General features: G+C 34.3%; 18 protein-coding genes and 1 pseudogene. 2 read left to right on the top strand and 17 right to left on the bottom strand.

The features are described from left to right. Positions 1-102: 102 nt before the first annotated feature. The 8 genes from AABL52_RS24165 to AABL52_RS24200 form a co-directional block, all read right to left on the bottom strand. Positions 103-849, bottom strand: a complete 747-nt coding sequence (locus tag AABL52_RS24165) for a C39 family peptidase (RefSeq protein ID WP_341518588.1) — start codon at positions 847-849, stop codon at positions 103-105. Between the two features lie 13 nt (positions 850-862). Further along, entirely contained in the window at positions 863-1,684 is an 822-nt protein-coding gene (locus AABL52_RS24170; protein WP_000728593.1) for a hypothetical protein, read from the bottom strand. 206 nt (positions 1,685-1,890) lie between these two features. Then, positions 1,891-3,141, bottom strand: a complete 1,251-nt coding sequence (locus AABL52_RS24175) for a sensor histidine kinase (protein ID WP_341518589.1) — start codon at positions 3,139-3,141, stop codon at positions 1,891-1,893. Next, entirely contained in the window at positions 3,138-3,809 is a 672-nt protein-coding gene (locus AABL52_RS24180; RefSeq protein WP_063261630.1) for a response regulator transcription factor, read from the bottom strand. Before AABL52_RS24180 ends, AABL52_RS24175 begins: the two co-directional genes overlap by 4 nt. 187 nt (positions 3,810-3,996) lie before the next feature. Next, positions 3,997-4,701 (bottom strand): metallophosphoesterase family protein, encoded by a 705-nt coding sequence (locus AABL52_RS24185; RefSeq protein ID WP_341518590.1) that lies wholly within the window; start codon positions 4,699-4,701, stop codon positions 3,997-3,999. Positions 4,702-5,106: 405 nt separating this feature from the next. Continuing rightward, positions 5,107-5,943, bottom strand: a complete 837-nt coding sequence (locus AABL52_RS24190) for an ankyrin repeat domain-containing protein (RefSeq protein WP_341518591.1) — start codon at positions 5,941-5,943, stop codon at positions 5,107-5,109. A gap of 440 nt (positions 5,944-6,383) precedes the next feature. Continuing rightward, a complete protein-coding gene (locus AABL52_RS24195; RefSeq protein WP_001259407.1) occupies positions 6,384-6,887 on the bottom strand; it encodes a nitrous oxide reductase accessory protein NosL in 504 nt (167 codons plus the stop codon). A 131-nt stretch (positions 6,888-7,018) separates the two neighbouring features. Continuing rightward, a complete protein-coding gene (locus tag AABL52_RS24200) occupies positions 7,019-7,273 on the bottom strand; it encodes a hypothetical protein (protein ID WP_000857649.1) in 255 nt (84 codons plus the stop codon). A 253-nt stretch (positions 7,274-7,526) separates the two neighbouring features. On the opposite strand from AABL52_RS24200, the gene AABL52_RS24205 reads away from it, so the two are divergent. Beyond that, positions 7,527-8,831, top strand: coding sequence for a CitMHS family transporter (locus AABL52_RS24205; RefSeq protein ID WP_000880452.1), 1,305 nt, complete (start codon positions 7,527-7,529; stop codon positions 8,829-8,831). Positions 8,832-8,873: 42 nt separating this feature from the next. On the opposite strand, the gene AABL52_RS24210 is transcribed toward AABL52_RS24205, so the two are convergent. The 7 genes and pseudogenes from AABL52_RS24210 to colA form a co-directional block, all read right to left on the bottom strand. Beyond that, positions 8,874-9,566 (bottom strand): response regulator, encoded by a 693-nt coding sequence (locus tag AABL52_RS24210; protein ID WP_000503477.1) that lies wholly within the window; start codon positions 9,564-9,566, stop codon positions 8,874-8,876. Next, entirely contained in the window at positions 9,566-11,176 is a 1,611-nt protein-coding gene (locus AABL52_RS24215) for an ATP-binding protein (protein WP_423250470.1), read from the bottom strand. The genes AABL52_RS24210 and AABL52_RS24215 overlap by 1 nt, the downstream gene beginning before the upstream one ends. 188 nt (positions 11,177-11,364) lie before the next feature. After that, complete coding sequence (locus AABL52_RS27170) at positions 11,365-12,312, bottom strand: methyl-accepting chemotaxis protein (RefSeq protein ID WP_375337819.1); 948 nt, start codon at positions 12,310-12,312, stop codon at positions 11,365-11,367. 42 nt (positions 12,313-12,354) lie between these two features. Further along, positions 12,355-13,341: pseudogene (locus AABL52_RS27175) on the bottom strand (HAMP domain-containing protein); the annotation flags it as partial. A gap of 245 nt (positions 13,342-13,586) precedes the next feature. Further along, positions 13,587-15,161: a flotillin family protein gene (locus tag AABL52_RS24225; protein WP_000155003.1), complete on the bottom strand. Its 1,575-nt coding sequence runs from the start codon at positions 15,159-15,161 to the stop codon at positions 13,587-13,589. Positions 15,162-15,173: 12 nt separating this feature from the next. Then, complete coding sequence (locus AABL52_RS24230) at positions 15,174-15,722, bottom strand: NfeD family protein (RefSeq protein ID WP_341518594.1); 549 nt, start codon at positions 15,720-15,722, stop codon at positions 15,174-15,176. A gap of 246 nt (positions 15,723-15,968) precedes the next feature. After that, positions 15,969-18,866 carry a collagenase ColA gene (gene colA, locus AABL52_RS24235; RefSeq protein WP_341518595.1) on the bottom strand — a complete coding sequence of 966 codons (2,898 nt, stop codon included), beginning with the start codon at positions 18,864-18,866 and terminating at the stop codon, positions 15,969-15,971. A 268-nt stretch (positions 18,867-19,134) separates the two neighbouring features. On the opposite strand from colA, the gene opuD reads away from it, so the two are divergent. Further along, the gene (opuD, locus tag AABL52_RS24240; protein ID WP_341518596.1) at positions 19,135-20,685 is read left to right on the top strand and encodes a glycine betaine transporter OpuD; all 1,551 of its coding nucleotides are present in this window, start codon (positions 19,135-19,137) and stop codon (positions 20,683-20,685) included. 93 nt (positions 20,686-20,778) lie between these two features. Here opuD and AABL52_RS24245 read toward each other — a convergent pair whose 3' ends face one another. Then, positions 20,779-21,645 (bottom strand): GNAT family N-acetyltransferase, encoded by an 867-nt coding sequence (locus AABL52_RS24245; RefSeq protein ID WP_270606152.1) that lies wholly within the window; start codon positions 21,643-21,645, stop codon positions 20,779-20,781. Between the two features lie 155 nt (positions 21,646-21,800). Next, the gene (locus AABL52_RS24250; protein ID WP_341518597.1) at positions 21,801-25,226 is read right to left on the bottom strand and encodes a leucine-rich repeat domain-containing protein; all 3,426 of its coding nucleotides are present in this window, start codon (positions 25,224-25,226) and stop codon (positions 21,801-21,803) included. Between the last annotated feature and the right edge of the window lie 86 nt (positions 25,227-25,312).

Genomic DNA, 25,312 nt, shown 5'->3' on the forward strand with positions numbered 1-25,312 from the left:
ATAAGAGAACTTCAGCTTATATAATAAGCTGAAGTTCTCTTATTTCTTAACAAAATACACCCACAAAAACTCCTCTTATAATTCCTTACATCCCTTTCCTTACTAATTGCTTTTCACATAACTAATCGCCTGACTCCCCATTTGCATCCATGCCTCTTCAAAACGATCTCTCGGTACTTTTACATCTAAACTTTCACTGAGAGGATCTCGAATATATACAAATTCTTCATCATATCCAATCAGTACTACACAATGTTCATTATACGTAATAGAAACATCTCCACTATTTGTCTCCCATGTAGTAAATTCATCTTTATCTAATGGCGCAAATGTTGCATTTGTAATCATAACTACCGGTTGTCCTGATTTTACACTCTTATACGTTTCTTCTATACTCTTCCCTGTTAAGTCTACAGCTTTATTAGGCAAATATTTTTTCGCTAATTGAAAAAGTGGCTCATGATATACACCATATCCAGATTCAGAAAAGGTATAAATATTCCCTACAAATCCTTCATTCGGATTTCCACGTACACCATCGTTCATAAAATCAACTTTCTTTATTTCATTTGCTAATTTCATCTTATCCACTGTAATGCCTGCGTATTGTAACATCATCGCTAAGCTCGTTACTTCGCACCCTCTATCTAGCTCTGGTAATTGCTGAATTAAAGGTACATTTGATATGATAACCTTTTCATCATTCTTACTAAACTCCGCTTCTTTTCCGCTTTGTATATTGAAAAATGTTAACTTCTCCATATACTTTGTCATTCCATTTGTATATACGTTCCATACTGCTATACCGAGTAAGGCCATACATAAATACCACTTCCATCTCCGTATCACTCTCACGCCCTTTTTAGTTCGTTAAATAAGAATAAAACGCGTCAGCATCCGTGCGAATCACCGGTACAAAATTTAGTTCTTTTCCTTTTTCAGGCTGATCTTTTTTTATTTTTTCGGCTAATTCTTGAACGTTCATATTCGTTTTATCCATATTAAGCTCATCTGCCATTTGTAATACTTTTTGCTCATTAATTTCTTTTAATACTTGATATATATCTTTACCATACAAATCAATATGATATTTTTTTGCTTCTTCCTGTACTTTTTGTTCATACACTTCTTGTGCTAACGTTTCTATCTCTTTTCCTTTTTGGGAAATACCTAACTTCCCTGCTTCCTCTCTTACTTTCGTTCCATAGATTTCTTCCTCAATGTCCTCTATTTCTTTTCCATTTGTCGAAATGCCTAATTTATCCGCTTCATCGTTAATTTTAATCGTATTAATTTGATTAATTAAATTTACAATCGTTGTATTCTCTATAGATATGCCTAGCTTTAACGCTTCTTGCTTTATTTTTGTTTCATAGATTTCTTCTGAAAGAGTTCCAACATCTTTTCCTTCAATCGAAATTCCTAACTGTTCTGCTTCCCTTCCTACTTCTGTTTCATGGATTTCTTTTTCTAGCGTGATTTGTTCTTTCCCTTCCGTTTCAATCCCTAAATTCTCTGCCTTTTCTTCTGTATGTACCGCATGTATCTTCCCATTGTTTAATTGTTCTTTGCTGCGTTGCTTGTAATCTGTCTTCCCTTTTGATGTTTCAGAAGGAGAGGCACCCCCTAATATACTTAAACTCATTACTCCAATAGTGAATACCGTCATCATTTTCTTTTTCAAAATTAATTCCTCCCTCTTACACTTTCTTTTACATCATTCCCTATACATAATCGAAATAACGTTATGATCGATATAATCTGCTCAAATACCTTTTTATAATCGCTTCTTCATACGGCGAACTTTCTGTATATCATACATGTTATAAATAGTTTCTTAACTTTCCCTTAAAAAAAGACGACCTTGTAAAAACAAGATCGTCTTCTCACTTATATTCTTTGGTTTTTAGGAAGAATCACTTCAAAGCAAGTCCCCTCTCCCCATTGGCTCTCTACTGATATTTTCCCATAATGCTTTTCTACAATCCAGTTCGCGATTGAAAGGCCTAATCCCGCGCCTTCTGACACACTTCTCGCTTTATCTCCTTGATAAAAACGATTAAATAGTTTTGGGATGTCCTCATCTTTTACTCCTATCCCATCATCTTTCACTCGTATACGAATCGAGCTGTTCGTTTGCGTACAATCGATTTGAATATGCCCACCTTCATTCGTATACTTCATCGCATTATCTAACAATATGACCATCATTTGATGGATTCGCTCTCTATCACCCATAAATGACATGCCATGCTCTACTTTCAATATCATCTCTTTTTCTTGATAGGAAGCAATCTCTTTATATGGCTCTACTATTTCTTCTAACAATGTATCCATTTCAAATGTTTTCTTATCCATCTCAATTTGATTAGAATCCGAACGTGCTAACAATAATAAATTAGCTACAAGCTTAGATAACCTTCTACACTCCTTTGAAATCGTAGAAATATCCATCGCTTTTTCTTCTATCGTCGCAGATGGTGACTGAAATAATATGTCTGTTTTGGATTGAATAACTGCAAGTGGTGTCCTTAATTCATGCGATGCATCCGACACGAATTGTTGCTGTTTTTCCCATGAATTTTGAATGGGTACGAGTGCCCTGCCAGCTAAGAAAAAGCCGATTCCTATTGCAAATAAGCTTCCTACACTACAACCTATAACAAGAATTAAAAATAAAGTATTTAACATTTCTTCTTCAGCTGTTGTATCACGTACAATTTGAACTATTTTCCCATCTTCTTTAAACGCAAAGGTTCTAAAATATCGTCCTTGCACTTCAAGATCTTGCAAATCCCCTAACTTCTTTGGAAAAAACTGATCCAAATTCCCTTCAAAGCTAGAACGAAATTTATGGTTATCTCCCTCTATCTCTACTACTTTCCCATTCCAAGTTATTTTAGTTACCCGTGGATCTCCAATTTTAATGTTCTCCATACGTTTTCTTGGTAATATTTTAGCATCTAATTTTTTTCCAAACTGAGCCATCATTTTTATAGATTGATCCATTTCATTATAAATCCGCTTATATGTGTACGAATAAATGATACTACCTAATACGCCTATCAAAATGATAAATACTAACGAATTCAATATAGTCAATCGAATGCGCGTCTTCTGAAACATACTTCCCTTTTTCATTGTTCTTTTAATATGTATCCAATACCTCGAACGGTTTGAATATCTTTCTGATAACCGAATGGCTCTAATTTTTTACGTAAATGATGTACATATACTTCTACAATTGCTACTGTCGTATCTGAATCAAATCCCCAAACACGATCAAAAATTTGTTCACGCATTAAAATCTTTCCGCTATTTTGAACAAGGTACTCTAGAAGCTCATATTGTTTTAATGTTAGCTTAATACCTTGTCCATCTACTTGAACATCTTTATCTTTTCCGAACAATTCAATCCCTTTATAACGAATGGTCTGCTTTGTTGTTAAACTACCGCTTCGTCGTAACAAAGCACGAATTCTCGCCTTTAATTCTGGGGCCTGAAACGGCTTAACGATATAATCATCCCCACCAAAATCTAACCCTTTCACTCGATCCTCTAGAGAGTCTCTCGCTGTCAAAAATAGGACTGGTGTTTCAATCTTTTCATCACGTATTTTTTGAATCACTTCAAAACCATCCATTTCTGGCATCATCACATCAAGCAAAATGGCATCATATATATTTTGTAACGCTAGAAATAATCCATCTTCTCCATTCAATGCTGTATCTACTTCAAATTCATCGCGTAATATTTGAACAATAGACTCTAATAAAGAAGCATTATCTTCTACTACGAGTAAGCGCATATTCTCACCTTCCACCATATTATTCAATTCTATTTATAATTACATTTCTTCTCTTCATACCGAAAGAATGTAGTCACATTATGTAATTTCATTTTTAACTATTTCTTTTTGAAGTTTTATTATAAAAGCTTTGTCTTAAATTTAGCTTAATAAAAAGTTGAAAGAAATAAGATTCCTCTTATCTCTTTCAACTTTTTACTACGTATACCTCTTTACTCGGCAATTCTAAACAATTTAGCTGGCCACCATATACAGCACCGCCATCAATTCCAATAATACGATTACTCCCAAAATATACTCCGCACTCCTCACTACCATGAAGCGTTTTTGTTTCCGTATGACCAAATACAACAACCTTTTCCCCACTATATCCATTATGAAATTCATTACGAATCCACATTAACGTGTATGGTTCAGATTCAGAAACTTGTTTCATTGGCTCAACACCAGCATGTACAAATATATACTCTTCTGTTTCAATGTAATGATCTAATTCTTGAATAAATTTTACATGTTCATCTAATACACGAGATTGTAAAATCGGTTTTTGGAAATCTCCCTCATTAACCACAATATCTTCTTCTACAAATCCATAACTATATAAAGTCTTATCTCCACCATTTCTTTTTACCCAATGGTTCCATGAACGTTCCTCATTTGTCGTTAGCGCCTTAATCATCATATCTTCATGATTTCCTTTTAAAACAAAGGCACCTTCTTCTTTTAAATCTTTTACCTTTTCGATTACAGCACGTGCATTTGGACCACGATCTACATAATCGCCCAATAAAATTAATTGATCTTGTCTCGCATCGTATTGAGCTTCTTCTAACAACTGTTTGAACTTTTCTATTTCTCCATGAATATCACTAATAACAAGAATTCTTTTCATATTATCCCCTTCTCTCTACACCACTCTCTTTCTAATTATAGTTCAAAACAACAGAAATTTTCGAACTCATATTTATTACAACTGAAACTATTATCCTTACAACAATGTAAGTCTCTTGTCATCCAATTCGATAGTTGCAATTACTATATTTCCTTATACTAAAAGTAAGAAATGAAACAAAAAACAAGGAGAGATGAGAAATGAAAAAAGTGATGGAAGTTGTAGTAGCAGTGGCAGAGGTTTTCGTAAATGGCAAACAAGTTGCAATGGAATTAAACAAATAATGAAAAGGAAAAGATTCATTCTAGACCCTTTACTCATATAAAAGAGATAAGACTTCTTCATTTTTTTGATCCCTTATCTCCTTGTAAAGAAAACCGCATCCTAAAAAAGGATGCGGTTTTCTTATTCCACAGGTTGTGGTTGTGGCTGTACGACTTCATTCGCTCCAGCTACCCTCAACATATTTGCAATATCTTTAAAACCTCTTTTTCCAGCATATTGCAGTGGCGTAATATTTTCCTTATTGGCCATATTTACATCTGCCCCGTGGTCAATAAGCATTTGAATTACTTTCTTATGGCTTTCACTACCATTTCCTAATACGATTGCTTCTACTAAAGCTGTTCCACCACGAGGATTTCTATAATTCACATCAATATCCGTATGCTCTAATAACTCTTTTACGACCTCTACATGTCCACGTTCAGATGCAGAAATGAGTGCTGTTCCACCCGATTTAGTAAGTTCTTTCGTATTAACCCCTGCATTAATTAGTAGCTTTACAATGTCCGTATAACCTTCTCTACTTGCATAAAGAAATGGATTACTTTGTTTCTCATCTTTACTGTCAATATTAGCCCCCGCACCAATTAATGCTTTAACTGTCTCTACATGATTTTGATACGTTGCTGCAAGGATAGGCGTTTCTCCGTTGTCACCTTCTACGTTTATATTCGCTCCATCTTGAATCAGCTTCATAGCTGTTTCTGTGTCTCCAAGGGTCGCAGAAAGTAGCAACTGTTTGTCCATTAAATTTATACTTTTTTCTTCTTTAGGTTCTTCCTGTTCTTTATGTTTTTCTTTTTTCTTTTCGTTTTTCACATGAACCGGTTTCGATTCTGGCTCCTCTTGCTTATCGCAAGCCACTACCGTCATTAAAAGTCCTAATAACATACATAATAAAATTTTTTGTTTTCTCACAACTACAGCTCCTATGAAAGATAATGTTTTCTTAACCATTCCTCCATCACATACAATAACTCTTCTTGATTACATTTATCCATAAGCCCTTTATATTCCTTCTTTAATCGGATTATCTAAACTTATACCTAAATTTCTCAACCTATATTAGCGCAGCAATTAGTTTAGCACGATTTTACCGCATTTGTATACATTTCTACAAAGTACATAAAGTGAAACTTTAATCAGTGGGAGGGTTCACCCCACTGATTATTAGTTGAACCAATCGGGTATTTACGGGCTGTTGATCTCCCACCTAACTTCTTTGCTCCTGCCTAATTTTGAGGTGGGAGTTTTACTGCCCGTTAATACGGGGTAAATGATTGCTTTAGGTTACTATATTCCATTGTAACCGTTCTTCTAAAAATTTTACACCTTTTCTATATTTGCACCTGAGTAATAATAAAAAAAGACAACTATATAGTTGTCTTTTTTTATTATTAATGGTGCCCACCGTGATTTCCCGTTTTCGGTTTCCCCATCATCTCTTTATTCATTTCCCATTTATGCTCTGATAGCTCTTTATATGAAAGAACTTTCCCTTTATAGTTAGACACAAAATTCTCTGCATCCTTTTTATTTTCAAATGAAATGACATTATAAGCCATCGGTGTCGTTATTGTTTTATCATATACGTAAGTCGCATCTTCTAATGAAATCCACTCTTTCGAATCATAATCTCGAACAAATTTTTCTTTCGTCTTTTCACCTGGATTAATCTCCATCCATTTATACATACAACCGATATCATCAAACTTTAACGCTTTTCCATTTTCTAAAATGACTTCTGTTGCAAATTGATTATCCATTACCCCAATTTGGCAAATATCACATTTATCATGTTTCTCATCAATTGCCACAGCCTCTACTTGTTTCTTACCACATCCTACTATTGTAAAGACAAAAAACAAGCATATAGCAAGCATCACATACTTTGTTCTCATTTCATTTCCTCCCTAACCGTATCTTCCACTAGGAGAATATCAAAAACTTGTGTGAGATTTGTGAAAAAACAATGTTCTTTTTGTAATATATGGAACAAAAAAGATGTGTAGTCATATCTACACATCTCTCATCATTCACAACCTGTAATTAATAAATCATCTTCTAACTTAACTAATAATGTATCTGTATTAATTTGCTGTCCAACAACTACATTTACTAACCTTATATTTCCACTGATACCGATCGCAACTTTTTCAAGTTCACCGTTATTTTTTCGGATCATCATTAATTTTTCCCACTCATATACGTAAGAAGATTCTTTAACAAAAATCTCTTCTACTTTTCCTTCATAAGAACTATAAATCTCTTCCATTCTCGTTTTCATATAAAATCTACTCCCTATTTCACACTTCAATATTTTCATCTTATTCTACCATTCTTACGGAGAGCAGCTTACTTTTTAAAAATTCAAATTAACTCCTGTGAACAAAATGACCAAAATAAAAATTATGCTTCTAATGATGTTATTTTTCAAATTATTTACCATTTGAATGATTGATTTTATGATAAACAAAAAACATTTTATCTGAATTTTCATTACATTTTGAAAGCGCAATCATTTTCGAGGGGGAGATTACATGTTAGCACTACTTGGATTTGCGATGGTATTTGTCTTTATGTTTTTAATTATGACGAAACGTATGTCGGCACTAGTAGCATTAATATTAATTCCAATTACTTTCGCATTAATTGGCGGTTTTTATGCAAATATGGGACCTATGATGTTAGAAGGAATTCAAAAACTAGCGCCTACTGGTATTATGCTTATGTTTGCTATTTTGTATTTTGGAATTATGATTGATAGCGGTTTATTCGATCCTGTCATTAGTAGGATTTTGAAATTTGTAAAAGGAGATCCTTTAAAAATTGTTGTTGGTACAGCGATTCTTACTATTATCGTTTCATTAGATGGGGATGGAACAACAACGTATATGATTACTGTTTCTGCAATGTACCCACTATATAAACGCCTTGGAATGAATCCACTTATATTAGCTGGGGTTGTTATGTTAGGGGCAGGAGTAACAAATCTTACACCGTGGGGCGGACCGACGGCTCGGGTTATGAGTGCTCTTGGACTAGACGCATCAGAACTCTTTACACCACTTATACCAGGAATGATCGCTGGTGCAATTTGGGTCGTTTTCGTTGCTTACTATCTTGGCAAAAAAGAACGAAAACGTTTAGGCATTATGGATGTACAATATTTAAAACAAATGCAAACGATGGATGAGCAAGCTGCAACAGTAGAAGCTGCCGTTCATAAACGCCCTAAGCTTCTATGGATTAACTTTTTATTAACTGTTACCTTACTTGTCTGCCTTATACTAGAAGTTATGCCGTTACCTGTTTTATTTACAATTGCTTTCGCGATTGCTGTTATGCTTAACTATCCAAACTTAGAACAACAGAAAGAACGTATTGCTTCTCACGCAGGAAACGTATTAGCGGTTGTTTCTCTCGTATTTGCCGCTGGAATTTTCACCGGTATTCTATCCGGAACAAAAATGGTAGATGCAATGGCTCAAAGTGTAGTCACTCTTATACCAGACGCTCTTGGACCACAACTACCAATTATTACAGCTCTTCTTAGTATGCCGTTCACATTTTTCATGTCTAATGATGCATTTTACTTCGGAGTATTACCTATTTTAACGAAAGCTGCCGCTGCGTACGGAATTAGTGCAGCCGAAATGGGACGCGCTTCATTACTTGGTCAACCTGTTCACTTATTAAGTCCTCTTGTCGCATCCACTTATTTATTAGTCGGAATGGCCAAAGTTGATTTTGGTGAACATCAACGCTTTACTTTACTTTGGGCAGTTGGAACGACAATGGTGATGTTGATTACTGGAATTGTAATTGGGATTATTCCAATATAAAATAAAAAACAGTAGCGGACATATATCCGCTACTGTTTTTTATTATGAAGAAACAAGAAAATATCTTCTTTCTGGTCTCCCTACACTCCCATATATAAGCTCCGCATGAACTTTCTTTCCTGATATTAAATACTCTAAATAACGCCTCGCTGTTGACCTGCTTACTCCTACCATTGTACTTAACACTTCTGCCGTAATTCCTTCTTCATTCACTGTTAACATATGCTTTTTTATTTTTGCTAAAGTTAAGGGGTCTATCCCTTTCGGCGCATATTCTATTTCATTTCCCTTTACGCCTCTTTGAGACCATAAATGTTCTATTTGTTCTGTAGATAATTGATTATTTTTCTTCAACTGCACAATCTTTTTTTGATAACTTTCCAGACTCGCCTTAAATCGATCAAACATAAGCGGCTTTACGATATAATCTGTTACTCCACCTCGTAAAGCGTGCCTCACTACATCTGTTTCCGATGCAGCTGTAATCATAATAATATCTGTATCATGTAAATTATGCCTAATATATGTGACAAGTTCCGTTCCTTGCATATCAGGTAAATACACGTCTAATAAAACGAGTTGCGGCTTCACAAGATCTAGCCATTCTTTCGCTTGTTCTCCAGTCGTCGCTGTTCCAATTACTTTAAATCCCTCAACTTTTTCAGTAAAACGACGATGAATATCCGCAATTCGAATATCATCTTCTACAATCAATACTTCAATCTCCTCACCCATTACAATTCGCCTCTCTCTTTTGGTAATGCGATAATAAATAATGCACCACCTAAATCCCCTTTTTCGATTGCAATACTTCCATTTAAATCTTCTACTAACTCTTTCACTTTTGCTAATCCATATCCTCGCTTCCCGCCCTCTTTCGTCGAAAAGCCTTTATAGAATATGCTAGTAATAACTTCATCATGAATTCCTTGTCCTGAATCTTCCACTTCAATTACTATTTCTTCGCCGATATCAGTTACAAACATTCTTACCTTCTTATCATTCTCTTCATTTCTTTCAATCGCTTCAAATGCATTCGTAATTAAATTCCCTAAAATAGAAACGACATAATTACTCTCAATGTGCGGGCTTAATTTGTCTAAGCTACTTTCTCGATCTAGCATAAAATCAATCTTCAACTCTCTTGCTCTATTATAGAATCCAATTAAAATCCCACCTAACCACGGATTTTGAATTCGCTTCATAATAAATTGAACAAAATCTTGATATACCGCTGTTTCCTTATGAATAAGTTCTAAAGCATCCTCATATGATTCTAACTGAATAAGTCCTGAAAGCGTATACAACAAATTGTTATATTCATGTGTTTGCGCTCGTAATGCCTCTGTATATTGCTTCGTCTGAGATAATTCTGCTGTTAATTGATCCATTTCAGATTTCAAACGCAAGCTCGATACAACGCCAGTTACTTTATTCTTTACTTTAATAGGTAGACGGTTCGCAATCACAGCCTGCCCTTTTATATTTAATTGACGATCAAACTGTTCTTCACCAGTTTGAAATACATCTAGTATTGTTGAATTAGGAATTACATTTAAAATAAATTCTCCAATAATATTTCGTTGTTTATCTAGCGAAAGAATATCATAAGCCGCTTGATTGACTAAACTAATCATGCCATTTTGATCAATAACAATAATCCCTTCACGTACAGATTGAATCACTGTACTATGCTCTTCATATAAAGATGAAATTTCTTCTGGCTCCATCCCAAACATCATTCTTTTTATACTTCCCGCTAAATATATAGAGCCAATTATTCCAATTAAAAGACCAATTATTGTAATCCAAAATACACGCTTTCCATACACTTCTACGGCTCCATGAATATCATCCATTGAAAATCCAACAGACACCACGCCAATAATTTCATTTTCCTGATTACGGATTGGAACTTTGCCACGTAATGAAGGGCCTAATGATCCAGTTGCTCTCGAAACATATGATTTTCCTTCTAATAGAACCCCTTTGTTATCTCCACCAACCATTTCTTCTCCTATTTTATCTCGCTTAGGATGTGCATATCGAATCCCCTCTTTGTTTCCAACTACAATAAAATCAGCATCTGTATCAATTCGAATTCTTTCTGCAATTGGCTGAATAATAGAAGCTGGATCTTCTTTTTGAAAAGCTTCCGTTATTTCAGGTATAGCAGCAACTGTTTTCGCAACATGCAAAGCCCTTTTACCAATTTGCTCTTCTACCGTTTCAGACAATATGTAATAAAATAAATAACTTGTTAATAGAAGTACGACTAGAATAAGTGTACTAATTGTTATTGTAATTCTCGGTTGTAGTTTTAACTTTTTAAATTTCAAAACCATTCCCCTAACATAATTAAAGATAGAATTTAAAGAATTTACAGTCTTTTATAATTACACCTAATCATAACACGGGTACTCTATATTTCTTTATTTTTTATCTTCATAAAGCAAAACTTTAATCTCCCCACAAATAGCGGGATAAAAAAAGAAACGAAGTACAATTACTACCTCGTTTCTTAACATTGTTATTATACTTTAAACTTTCCAATCATCTCTTGTAATTCTTCTGCCATTTGCGATAAATGAACTGCTGCTGCATTGATTTCATCTACTGAAGCTAGTTGTTCTTCTGAAGAACCAGCAATATTTTGAACGCTTGCTGCATTTTCTTCAATCGTAGCTGCAATTTCATTAATAGATGCACTAACTTGTTTTGCATCTACTGTCATTTGTTTCGCTACTTCTACCATACTATCAATTTGTACAACTGTATCATCTGTAGACTTCAATATTTCAGCAAAGCTTTGCTTCGTTTCATTTGCAACTACAAGTCCTGATTGTACTTCTGTTCCAACTTGCTTCATAGAACTTACTGTCTCTTTTATGTCAAATTGTATCTCTTTTACTAGTTTTCCAATTTCCGTAGAAGACTGTCCTGATTGTTCTGCTAACTTTCGCACTTCATCTGCTACAATTGCAAATCCTCTTCCTTGCTCTCCAGCTCTCGCAGCCTCAATTGCAGCATTTAATGCTAGTAAATTTGTCTGCTCTGCAATATGTTGAATCACCTCAAGGATTGCTCCAATTTGTTTCGATTTATCATCTAACAACACAATCACTTTATCAGATTGTGAAACAGACTCATGGATTAATTGCATTTGATTCACAGTTTGTTCAACTAACTTCCCACCATCTTCAGCCTTTTTCTTCGTATACATAGATGCTGTGGATACTAATGAAGAACTATCTGCAACACGCTGAATTCCTTCTGTAACTTCTTCTAATAATGTTGCGCCTTCTTCAACTTCTTTCGTTTGTATTTCCGCTCCACTCGACACTTGCTCTATCGCTTGTGTAATTTGTTCCGTCGCTTCACTCGTCTGCTTCATACTAGCTGTTAATTCTTCTGAAGATGCCGCTACATGACTTGCTGAAGTATTTATATTAGAAATGACCTTCTGTAATGATGCTGCCATCTCGTTAAAACTTTCTCCTAGCTGTCCAATTTCATCCCTAGAATGAACTGTAATGGATTCTGTTAAATCGCCTTCACTAATTTTTTTCGATGATATAACAAGTTGTTTTAACGGATTAATAATAGAAGCAATGATGAAGTAAATTAAAATCCCACCAATTATTAATGCAATACCAATAACAGTTATCGTTTTATAGAAAATAGGTTCCGCTGCTTCAATAATTTCTTTTGAAGGCATAATTCCTGCTATTTTCCATCCAGTTATCTTATTTGTTTTAAAAGTGATATGGCGCTCTTCACCATCTAATGTGAAATTAAAATCACCTATTTCTTGTTTATACAACTTTTTTTCAAGCTTCTCTTCTACCTTATCCCCTGGCTTCATCGTTGGATGCGCTACTACATTTTTATCTTGATCAAAAATTGCTACATATCCACTTTTACCGATATTAACCATCTTCGAAGTGTTTACGATATCATTAATAATTAAATCAATACCGAGAACACCGCTCTTATCCTCATTTTGTTTTGCTATTGTAATAACAATATTTCCTGTCGTTTTTGATTTATATGGAGCTGTAATAATTACTTCTCCACTTTTTTTCGCTGCCTCTTTATACCAATCTCTTTCTGTAGGATTATATCCTTCTGGCATTTGAATAGACGGTGATTGAATAAACTGCCCATTGCTGGTTCCAGTATAGATGGCTTCCAGTTCTGGATGTAACTTATTATATTCTTCTAGTTTATTTTGGATATTTTGTATTTGATCCGCTTGGTAACTTGTTTGTGTAAATAACTTCGTAAAATAAACTGCATCTACTTTTTTACTATCCAATTCTTTATTAATTACATTATCCAAAACTTTTATATTGTCTTTCGCCGATTGTGAAATCGTTTCATTAAAATTTGTCTTCGCTTGCTGATAAGACGTCCAACCAATTACAATACTTGGAAGAATTAAAATAATAACAAATGATACAAGTAACTTTGCTTTTAAGCTACTACTCCTTAATTTTCCTTGAAACATGTTTCTACCCCTCCATACCGTTTTAAATGTAATGGTCTTACATTTAATTTCTTTATATAAATTATACGATTAAAATGTATCAATGTGACTCTCTATATCTTTCTCTATTGAAGAGTTGATACATACCTTTTTCATTCTATATAATTTATATAATTAAAACAATATATAAAAATGTATATTATTCGAAATATTATAATTCGCAGAAGAACCTCTAGTATCTCACTTACTAGAGGTTCCTCACTTTGCTATTCTTTATCTTTTGCTACTTCTTTTTTCTCATCTTCTACTACAGATACAACAGGTTTATCGTTTGATAATTGTTGTACTGCTCCTTTTCCAGCAAATCCTTCTAATAACTCTTTTAAGTCAATGCCAGAAGAAGCTTTTAATGTTTCTTGCATCGTTGCCATTAAATCAGTCGCATAACCTGCAACTTTTCCGGCGCCGCTATTTTTACCACCGCCGCCTGTATCGACAACTGTAATTTTATCAATGTTGCTAAGTGGGCTTGCAACTTCCTTCGCATAACTTGGAAGCATGTTAAGAACCATATCCATAATTGCCGCTTGGCCATATAACTCAAATGCCTCTGCAATTTTTTGCTTCGCTTCTGCTTCTGCTAAACCTTTTAACCTAATAACATCTGCTTCCGCTGTACCTTGTGCTTTTTGTACTTCTGCTTTTGCTTGACCTTGCGCTTTTTCGATTTCCGCTTTCGCTAAACCTTCTACACGTACTTCTTCTGCGCGAGCTCTCGCTTCAGCTTCAATCTTATATTGATCTGCATCTGCCTTTTTAATTTGCTTTACTTTTTCTGCTTCCGCTGATTGCTCAACAGCATAGCGATCTGCATCTGCTTTTTTCTTTACTTCTGCATCGTATTGCTTTTCACGACGCGCAATCTCTTTTTCTTCTAATTCAATTTGTTTCTCACGCTCAATGATTTTAACGCGCATTTGCTCTTCTGTAACACCTTGTTGCGCTTTAGCTTGTTGTAATTCGTAAGAAAGATCCGCATCTGCGCGAGCTTGTTCTTGCTCTCTCTTATAAGATTGTACTTTTAACTCTTTATGTTTTTCAGCTTCAGCGATTTGGGCATCACGTTGGTATTCAGCTTCTTTCGCTTCTTTCTCAGCACGAGCTTTTTCAATACGAGCTTCTTTTTCACGCTCTGCATTTGCAATTGTTGCATCACGCTTAACTGTCGCAATTTGCGGCTGACCAAGTGCATCTAAGTAACCGTTCTTATCCATGATTTCTTTAATTGTAAAGGAAACGATGCGAAGACCCATTTTCTTTAAATCTGTAGAAGCTACTTCATGTACCTTTTGAGCAAATTGCTCTCTATTACTATATGCATCTTCTACTGTCATAGAAGATAAGATAGCACGTAGATGCCCTTCTAAAACCTCTTTTGCTTCTATTTTCAACTCTTCTGTTTCTTTTCCTAAATATTGTTCAGCTGCTGTAGAAACTTCTTCAATGGTAGATCCTACTTTAATAATAGAAACACCGTTTACTGTAATCGGTACACCTTGTTTCGTATACGTATCACGTGTTCCCACTTCTAATTTGTAGTTTAATAGACTTAAAGGCTCTGCTCTTTGCATAATCGGAACTACGAAAGTACCGCCACCACGAATAATCTTAATCTTCTTTCCATCATCAGTGGTAACTACATTTTTCCCGCCGCCAAGCCAGTTTCCAGTAACAATTAATGCTTCATCTGGTCCAACTGTTCGATACTTTGTAATGAATACTAAAATGAGTAGAATTAATATTGCGAGTAATACTCCACCGATAATTAATGGAATCGTCATGTAAATTCCCCCTTATAATTTTGGTTTCTTTAAAGAATAAGCGATGTTCTGTACAAGCAAAACACCATCTTGGACTCCCTCGATAATAACTTCAGTTCCTTGTGAAATATCTTTCTTCCCAACTGTTTTAGCTAGGATTGCATTGTTTCCAAATTGGGAGGAAATTAATACTTCACCAAACCCTTCTGTAGGAATAGTCGTAATGACCTCTCCCTTACAACCGATGAATTCATCCATACGCTGCACTGTGTTTTGTTCTGCTTCTGCAATCGGCTTTAAAATTAATATTTTCATTATGAATACACCAATAAAGGATATAGCACATGCAGCCCCGAAAATAAGAATGCTATTAAAGGAAAATAAATATTCTCCTATATAACTAAGTCCACATAACATGGCGAAAAAACTAAGTAATAAAGTAACAACGGATACAGATCCGCCTCCAAAACTAAATATGGATTCAAATATATCTCCAAAAAAGATATAAATAACAGTGAGTATAGTAGCAATAATAAATCCGTATAAATAAATTGTTTCAAGTGGATAACCAAACAAAGCCATTTCTTATCCCCCTCTCTTAAACAATCCTTTTTTTGTTATGTGTATGCCCCACCTCTTTCAAAGATTATTGTTCTTAATTTTCAGTTATTTACTTTTTAAAGAAAAGCCTGTAAGACAGGCCTCTAAAAAAGAACAGGAGAAACCTATTGTGACAGGCTCCTCCTAGTAAATAACCGATATATTGTATATCTATATAATATACTATTTTCCACAAAAAGTAAAGTTAAACATACATTGGAAAAGCGCTTATTTTATTGATAATTTGTACGTTCCATCGCCATTATCATATTTATATACATACAAATAATACTTCCCTGGTTTTGCATTAAATTTTGCTTCTATATGATTTCCATTAGCTTGACCGTAAGCTGCATAATTTTGCATGTCTGATTCATGGTGAAGTACCCATGTCATCCCGATTCCATACTCATTTAAAACGGAAATATCGATATCTTTCGCTGATGCTACATTAAATGTATAAACATCAGTGTGATCTCCGCCGATAAGGCTACCTTTTATAGTAGTGTTTAGCCCAATACGATTTGCTTCCTCTGGACGATTATTTGGTTCTGATTCTGTTAAACTTCCATCTTTAATCGTAACAGTTGTTTCGCTTCTGCTCTCTTTACCTTTATCATCTTTTACTCTTAACGCTACTTTATAAGTTCCTTCTCTTTCATACGCATGTACTGGATTAACTTCTGCACTTGTGCTTCCATCACCAAATTCCCATAAATAAGAAACGATTTTTCCATCTTCATCATTTGAGCCATCACTTTTAAATCGAATACCTTCTTTTACAAGTCCGTTATAAGGCCCATTTATATTAACTGTTGGGGCTTTATTTTCTCCGTCATCTTTTGCGATACCGTGGAAGACTACATCATATTCAAATTGCTTTGAGCTATTCACACGGTAATTGACGAAGTATGCTGTAATAGTTTTGTAGCCACTCCATTCTTTTTGTGCCAGTTGTTCTAGCGCTTCATTTACTTTCTTACTCATTGCATTCCAATCTTCTGCCTCACCTTTTGTTGCACTACCCGTATACGTACCTTCTAATGTAAATGTATTAAAGAATTGTGAGCTATGTTTTGTCATTTTCCCATCTTTCATAGGCATCGTATCACTAATTTCTTTCTCTACTGCTGTTAGTGATTTCGGTGCATGTTCAGCTAAATAATCATTTGCTACTTCCGGCACATTATATTTATCTTGATTATCAATTAGCTGTTGCATATAATCTTGATACTCTTTATTTAGTTTAGAATCTTTACTTAGCTTTTCACGATATACATCATAATTTTTCACGTCATTTGCACGAATTAAATCTTGAATTTTATCAAACGTTTCAAATTGATGTGTATATAAATAAGACTGCAATGCAAATGAGTAATTATAGAAATCCCAAGAACCATATTTAGCAAATAATGTGCGCTCTGCTGTATAACGGCTTGCAGGATCAGATGATAATCCACTAATAATGCTCTTTCTCGGTACTACATTATTTGTACGAGTAGATCCTGCGAAAAATTCTGCATTTCCTTCTTGGAACCAAGTTAATCTTTCATTTTGATACATATCCCCTCTTCCAAATAAACCTGGCACTTCAAATCTACCTTGAAGATAATGAGTAAACTCATGACGGAATAACTCTTCTAAACTATAAATACTTTGCTCTGGCGTACGCTCATATGTAAAGAATGTTCCTGTTTCTTCAATATAAATTCCACCGTTGTTTGTTTCATATCCATACAGTTGTCTATTTAACTGATACTCCTCTGGACTGTTATAAATTACTATCGTTAATACATCATCTGCATTGCCTGGCTCTAACGCTTTGTCATTTCCAATTACACGATGATACTGTGCTTTTACTTCCTTTGCAGCCCAGTATAGTCTCTTAATTTTTTCTTCTGATACTTTATCCCCTGTTTTAAACACAATAGATCCATCATCGAATGTGTACGTTTTTGGTAAGTACTGTTCTTTTCCTTCTTTACGTATTTTCTCTAAATCTACTGTATTCCCGCTATAATCTTTCCCGTTATAATTTGTTGTAATTTGTTCTACTGCAACAAAATATGGCTCACTTAAACGCGGGTACATATGCATTGCTTGTGTAACAACCTCTAATCCTTTATTAGGATTACTATGAAACTTCCCTAAACGACTAGCGAAATAAATTCCATTATTAACGAGCCACTTGTTTTCTGGTGTTACTTCATTTAGAAGAGCGATACGATTTATTTCATTAATAAACCCATCTACTTTCCCATACCACATTGTATCTTTTGCCTCTTTACGAGTTTCAAATAAATAAGATTGCATATCATAATCAATACCCTGCATCATATCGTATACAGCTTGTCCTTTCATACGATCGTCTACATACGTACGAAGATTATCATTGTATTGTTTTAAAATATTAGCTGCGTATTGAACCGTTTCTACATCACTTGAAGCATTGCTGATTAATTTACCGTATGCAGATACGACTGAATCTTGCTCATATGTACCTAGCTTAAAGTTTGGATTTGTTGCGATTGCTTTTAAAGCAGGTAAACATTTATCCTGGAAGCTTCTCTCATTTAAATCGCTTAATTCATTATTGTAAAATGCAAGATAAAAAGCTGAACGTAACACTTCCGTAAACGTTTGAATTCCTTTTGAATCATCTTTCGTAAATGTACTACCTCGATGAGCTAATTCATCTATAACCACTTGCATTTTTCCTTTGTCTTTATAAAAAGCCTTTGCATCTTCATTGAACTGGAATAAGTCTGTAATTTGATTCCACTTAATACTTCCTAGTGTTTCAACTAATTCTTGATCATTCATTTTATTTAAATCAGCCATTGAATAGCTTTCTTTCATTTGCTTTACTTCTGAGCTCTTCATAATAGATGCTGGTCGCTGCGAGAAGTCTCCTACTTGTAACCGTTCTTTAAACGATAATGTCTCCTCTGCTTTAGAAACGTGCCCAATCTCATCTACTGGCTTTTCAATTCCAACCGGTTTCGAATGCAATACATTATATGGCACCTTTTCTTCTGCTGATACGTGAGTTTGAATTGCCCCCATTGATAGAGCCATTGTACTAATGCTAAGCATTACTTTATTAATTGTTGATTTCTTGTTCATATCCTTGCCCCCTATTCAAATATTCCATTCACGAATTTAACATAAAATCTATATACAACAATATAAAATGCAATATTTCATATTATTTCTTCTTACATTTTGTACAAATCGTGAACAACCTTCCCTTTATCTAACCTCCAATAGTTATGAATCTATGGCAATTAAACAGTCCCTTCACACGTGTCAAAAAGAGAATTTTTTGACAATTAAACCTTTAATTGTTATGATTAATATAATTGTTAACTTTATTAAATAAGGGTGGGATTCTATGATAAAAAAAGAGAACAGTGTATTTTATATCTCCATCTTGCTAACAACATTATTCATCATATGGGGAATTACCCCGGCAAGTTGGATACAAGGCTATGATTTACAAAGTGTTACATCTTCCTTAAATTCATTTATCCTCAATAAATTTGGATGGTTTTACTCTCTACTTATGACCGCAATGATTATTTTAGCCACTTATTTAGCATTTTCTAAGTACGGTTCTATTCGTCTTGGTAAAGATGGAGAAAAACCAAAGTATAGTTATCCATCTTGGCTATCCATGTTGTTTGGAGCAGGAATGGGAATTGGACTCCTCTTTTATGGAATCGCTGAACCAATTTCACATTTTACAGATCCATTAATCGGAAAAGCAGGTACAGAGGAAAGCGCCAAGCTCGCTATGCAATATTCATTTTTCCACTGGGGTCTCTTTCCATGGTCACTATACGCAATGGTTGCTTTAACAATTGCATATTTCACATTCCGCAAACAAAAAGGTAGCACAATTGGGGCTACAGTTACTCCATTATTTAATCGATCGAAAAATTCTCCTATCGGAAAAACAGTCGATATTTTAGCTGTTTTAGCCACAGTATTCGGTATTGTGCCATCTGTTGGGATTGGTGCTCAACAAATCGCCGGAGGATTAAGCTATTTATTCCCTTCTATTCATAACACTTTACTTACACAGCTCGTACTTATCGCCATCTTCGCTGTTTTATATTTAACAAGCGCACAAACGGGCTTAGATCGTGGGATTAAATATTTGAGTAACTTAAATTTCTCTCTTGCAGGTATATTACTCATCTCCTTTTTACTTTTAGGACCAACTGTATTTATTATGAAATATTTCACATCTACACTCGGTTCTTATATCGGAGCTTTACCTAGTATGGGATTAAATTTAGGAGCATTTAATGAAAAATCTTCTTCTTGGATTGAAAACTGGACTATTTTCTATTGGGGATGGTGGATCTCTTGGTCTCCATTCGTCGGTACATTCATCGCTCGTATTTCTAAAGGGCGCACAATAAAAGAATTTATTGTTGGAGTTGTATTAGTCCCAACTCTTATATGTACATTTTGGTTTGCAGTATTTGGCGGTACGGCTATCCATATGGAAATGTTCCAATCGCTTGGAATAGCTGATGAAATTGCAAAAAACGGTACAGAGATTGGATTATTTGCTGTTATTTCACACCTACCATTCTCTACATTTTTAACGGTTATCGGGTTAATTTTAGTAGCCACATTTTTCGTTACTTCTGCCGACTCGGCAACGTTTGTTGTTTCAATGCAAACGAGTAACGGAAGCTTATCACCGAAAAATAGTTTAAAACTTATATGGGGATTAACAATCGCGATCATTGCAGCTCTTTTATTACAAGCTGGAGGATTAAATGCACTACAAATTGCAGCTATAATCGCAGCACTACCATTTTCTATCGTAGTCGTTCTTATGGTTGCTTCGCTCTTTAAAGAGTTGCGAAAAGAAGATGTTAATTCGCAAACGAAAGAAGTTCCGAAAAAAATAAAAAAAGTTATGTAACGATTAGCACCCAAATCCGTTATTACTGAGGGCGGCAAAGTAAATTAAATAAAACCCATTCGTATGAATTATAATCTTCATACGAATGGGTTTTTACTCTATTATATAGTGTTGTAAACATGCTTTCTCCTCAAAACCTACTTTCTTGTACAACTTCATCGCACGATCATTATTCGTATTCAAACATAACTCTATCTCTCTCATCCCGTGGAACGAGAAAATATACTGAATAGCAGCTTGTAATAACCGCTCTCCGACACCTTTTCTTCTACTATTTTCAGCAGTTGCAATAAATTCGATATTCGCTTCTTGAAACTCCGGATTTACTTCAACATATACGTAACCTTCTAACTTATCATTCTTCATACTTACAAATAATTTATTCGTATCACTTAAACGTTCGATAATTTCATTTCCTTCATAATATGTATTAGGAAAAGCATTATTGTGTAAAGAGATAAACTGCTCAAATACTTTTGGTAAGGCTTCTTCTACATTACATATACTACGTTCTTCCACAATACTATGGCTTAAACTGAAAATACTATGTCGATCTTGTTCTTTTGCATATAATTCCTTCATTAAGCGGGCACAATTATTATTTTCTACATGATAAAAACCATAAAACTTTTCAATATGAAAAGGCACCTTTTCGATAAGTTCCTTCCACATATGTAAAGCAACTTCTTCCCAATTCGCTGAAAGAATAAACGGTCCCCAAATCTCTGCACATTTTTTTACTTCATCCACATCAAATCCTAATACACCTATTAAATTATTATTCTCATAAGTAGCAACAAAAGATTGTTCCCATCCTATATCCGAAAAATCATGAATAATTGTCTGCAACAACTCCTCTTTCTCATCTCCACAATAACCAACATGATGAGTAGCATCTTTATTCATATTCGCAATAAATGCTGCCACCTCTTCAATTTTCAAAATAGAACTAACATGCATAACCTCTCCTCCTTCTCTAATACATTTACACTTTTTCCATTTATATCCTTCAAAAAAAGACATTATCATAAGCATATTTCAAAATGAAATCGCCATAATAATGTCTTCTCAAAAAATCATATAATTATTTTACGTTATAGCAAGATAAAACGTTTTTATTTCTTAAATAATTTCTTTCTAAATACAAACATACTTAATGCTGAAAGAACTAATGCTAGGCCACCAAATAAAGATACATTATTTTCTTGCCCACCTGTTGCTCCTAGTGATTTCTTACTTTCTTCTTTCTTAGTAACAACTGGTTTATTTTCTTTCACACTTTGATTCGCTACTACTTTTTCTGCCACAACTTGATTATTCACGTTTTGTTCTTGAACTACTGCGGATTGATTTACTGCGTCTTTTGAACCTTCAACTCCTGGTGTTGGTTCTTTTGGCTCTTCTTTCGGTTCTTCAACTTCTTTTGTTGGTTCTTTTGGCTCTTCTTTCGGTTCTTCAACTCCTGGTGTTGGTTCTTTTGGCTCTTCTTTCGGTTCTTCAACTTCTTTTGTTGGTTCTTTTGGCTCTTCTTTCGGTTCTTCAACTCCTGGTGTTGGTTCTTTTGGCTCTTCTTTCGGTTCTTCAACTTCTTTTGTTGGTTCTTTTGGCTCTTCTTTCGGTTCTTCAACTCCTGGTGTTGGTTCTTTTGGTTCCTCTTTCGGACCTTCAACTCCTGGTGTTGGTTCTTTTGGTTCCTCTTTCGGACCTTCAACTCCTGGTGTTGGTTCTTTTACTTCTTCTTTCGAAACTTCAACTCCTGGTGTTGGTTCTTTTGGTTCCTCTTTCGGACCTTCAACTCCTGGTGTTGGTTCTTTTGGTTCCTCTTTCGGACCTTCAACTCCTGGTGTTGGTTCTTTTACTTCTTCTTTCGGAACTTCAACTCCTGATGTTGGTTCTTTTGGCTCTTCTTTCGGACCTTCAACTCCTGGTGTTGGTTCTTTTGGCTCTTCTTTTGGAACTTCAACTCCTGGTGTTGATTCTTTCGGTTCTTCTTTCGCTACTATATTTTGCATAACCGTACCACTGAATAATAGAGATAGACCGTGATAATTTCCATTTAAGGAGAATGCATAAACTTTTTCTCCTGGGGTTTTCCATACGACTGTTCCTCTATCGGTCACGATACCGTCTTCACTCTTCAGTTCAATATCTTCGAAGATTTCTCCCTCTAAATCGTAGATAGGAATTTGGATTTCTTGATTCATTTGTCCATCTTCTAAAACAATTTTTTGGTTTTTAATATCAACTGTTATCCATTGAGCCAATTGAATGATCGGTCTTACATCACGAATCTCATTTCCAGCTAATTTCAAGCTAAGTAAATCAAGCATAGAAGAAAAAGTAGAGATATCTTTAATCTTATTATCAGATAAATTTAACCACTGTAAGTTTTTCAAGCTAGCTAATGGAGAAATATCTCGTACTTTATTGCCCATCATTTCAAGCTTATTCAATTTGATAACTTTGCCAATCTCATCTAAATTATTGATTTCATTATTATTTACTAACAATGCATCTAGATTTTCCAATTGATGAATTCCATCCAAAGCAGCATTATCAAGTTTATTATTCGATAGGTCTAGATTTTTTAATTTCTGCATCTTAAATAATTCTGGAACATTTTTTATACTGTTATTGCTAATATTTAGTTTTTCAAGATGCTCTAATGAATGAAGTGGTTTAATATCTTCAATGTGATTATAGGATAAATCTACTGACTTCAAATTTCTCAAACTCGAGATAAATTCCACATTTTTCATATTAACATTTTGTAATGTCACTTCTTCCATATTTGTCATGAATTCTAATCCAGAAAAATCTGTTATGCCCTCTTTTTTCCCATCCGTAATTTTCAAAGTCTTAACTGTTAATAAATCTTCTTTCGTTATAGGGGTATTTACATTTTTCCGTTCAAAATTATGTTTATTCATGTATTGTCTTAGTTTCATATCCTGAATTACGTTCGAACTCTCTTCTCGTTTTTCAACGATATTTTGTATTACCCTTCCTTGGAACCTTATCTTACTTTCGCCAGCATCCATCTTAAATTCATACGTTTTTTCCCCAAGGCTATTCCACTTTATTGCTCTGTTCGTAATACTTCCGCCTTCACTCTTCCACTCAATATTTTGAAGTGCTGTCCCATTTACATCATATATAGGAATTTTCACTTCTTCATTCATATAGGCTTCATCTAAAAAGACTTTTTGTCTTTGAGCATCAATCTTAATTCGTTTTCCTAATTCTTGAATAGGTCTTATATCACGAATCTCATTTGTTGCAAGTTTTAAATCATATAAATTGTTCAAATTACTAAGAGATGATACATCCGAAACATAGTTTTCCTCTAAGTTAAGTGATTGTAAGCCAGTTAGTTTAGATAGTGATGCAATATCTTTAATATCATTTTTTTGAAGATCAAGTTCCACAATACCACTCATCTTACTAATTGGTTCAATATTTACAAGCCCATTACTTCCTACCCCTAATGTCCCTAACTTATTCATTTGCTCAATGCCTGTAAGATCAGTAATCTTATTATTACTTACATATAGCTTTCTTAAAGAAGAAACATTATATAAAGGCTTTATATCACTAATTTTATTACCTGATAAGTTAATTGTTCTAACCTTTTTAAGTTGACTCAGTGGAGTAATGTCAGCAATTCTATTATTTTGTAGCTCTAGTATATCCAGTTTTTCTAAGTTTACAAGCGGCTCAACATTTTCTATTTTATTAAAAGATAGATCAACTACTTTTAAACGTTTTAGTTGTGAAATAGAAGCTATATTTCGTACATCAGATCCTTGTATTGTTAGTCTTTCTAGATTTTCCATATACTCTAATCCATTTAGACTCTCAATTCCTTGACCTGCATATATATTTAACTCTTTAATTTCTTTTAAATCTTCCTCTAGTATAGGTTCATTTACATCTTTTCTATTTAACGCATTTTTATTAATTGCTTGTTGTAATCGTTTATCACGTATGATATTTTGTGTATCTTCAATTTGTTCCTCTTCATCCTCTTCTATATCGCTTTCTACAAATGTCCGCATATTGACTTCAAACTGAATTTTGAATTCCTTATCATACCCTAAAGTGGGGATTAAAATATGCATTTGCATATTATATCTTTTTCCTAACTCACCTACTTCAAATTGTATAACTTTCGTTCCATGTTTCCTTTTATCTTCTGAAAGCACCTTTACATCATGGAAGACACCTGGTTCTTTACTATCTTCGACTTTCAGATAGTCAAAGAAATCACTATCTTTTAATGTTGCTGTAATAATTCTTTTCCCATTTTCAATCGTCAGCTTTGGATCTTTTATATATACAGTTGCATATGATTCTTCATTTGAGTTATCTTTATAAGCCTTAATTACCGCATCAAAAACATTCTTTTTTTGACTTTGTGCAGCCATATTCTCTGTAGCAGCAGTAGCTGCTAAAACAGGTGTAGCATAAACCGCAAACGGTAGCGATAATGTCGCAGCCACTAACATCGCATTTATATGTTTTCTTTTATTTTTTTTCAACTTTACATCTCCTCCAAAATATATAAATCTAAATGTAATCATATCTCGAATAAATGATAATGATTTTCATTTTCAATGTCAACTAG

The organism is Bacillus paramobilis, from assembly GCF_038096195.1.
Classification (GTDB): Bacteria; Bacillota; Bacilli; order Bacillales; family Bacillaceae_G; genus Bacillus_A; species Bacillus_A mobilis.

Excerpts from the sequence above, each read along its gene's own strand:
- AABL52_RS24230 (WP_341518594.1), bottom strand. The coding sequence starts at position 15,722 with ATGGCTTTGTTTGGTTATCCACTTGAAACAATTTATTTATACGGATTT.
- opuD (WP_341518596.1), top strand. The coding sequence starts at position 19,135 with ATGATAAAAAAAGAGAACAGTGTATTTTATATCTCCATCTTGCTAACA.
- colA (WP_341518595.1), bottom strand. The coding sequence starts at position 18,866 with ATGAACAAGAAATCAACAATTAATAAAGTAATGCTTAGCATTAGTACA.
- AABL52_RS24195 (WP_001259407.1), bottom strand. The coding sequence starts at position 6,887 with ATGAGAACAAAGTATGTGATGCTTGCTATATGCTTGTTTTTTGTCTTT.
- AABL52_RS27170 (WP_375337819.1), bottom strand. The coding sequence starts at position 12,312 with ATGGCAGCATCATTACAGAAGGTCATTTCTAATATAAATACTTCAGCA.
- AABL52_RS24190 (WP_341518591.1), bottom strand. The coding sequence starts at position 5,943 with ATGGTTAAGAAAACATTATCTTTCATAGGAGCTGTAGTTGTGAGAAAA.
- AABL52_RS24245 (WP_270606152.1), bottom strand. The coding sequence starts at position 21,645 with ATGCATGTTAGTTCTATTTTGAAAATTGAAGAGGTGGCAGCATTTATT.
- AABL52_RS24210 (WP_000503477.1), bottom strand. The coding sequence starts at position 9,566 with ATGGGTGAGGAGATTGAAGTATTGATTGTAGAAGATGATATTCGAATT.
- AABL52_RS24200 (WP_000857649.1), bottom strand. The coding sequence starts at position 7,273 with ATGAAAACGAGAATGGAAGAGATTTATAGTTCTTATGAAGGAAAAGTA.
- AABL52_RS24180 (WP_063261630.1), bottom strand. The coding sequence starts at position 3,809 with ATGCGCTTACTCGTAGTAGAAGATAATGCTTCTTTATTAGAGTCTATT.
- AABL52_RS24225 (WP_000155003.1), bottom strand. The coding sequence starts at position 15,161 with ATGACGATTCCATTAATTATCGGTGGAGTATTACTCGCAATATTAATT.
- AABL52_RS24185 (WP_341518590.1), bottom strand. The coding sequence starts at position 4,701 with ATGAAAAGAATTCTTGTTATTAGTGATATTCATGGAGAAATAGAAAAG.
- AABL52_RS24215 (WP_423250470.1), bottom strand. The coding sequence starts at position 11,176 with ATGGTTTTGAAATTTAAAAAGTTAAAACTACAACCGAGAATTACAATA.
- AABL52_RS24175 (WP_341518589.1), bottom strand. The coding sequence starts at position 3,141 with ATGAAAAAGGGAAGTATGTTTCAGAAGACGCGCATTCGATTGACTATA.
- AABL52_RS24205 (WP_000880452.1), top strand. The coding sequence starts at position 7,527 with ATGTTAGCACTACTTGGATTTGCGATGGTATTTGTCTTTATGTTTTTA.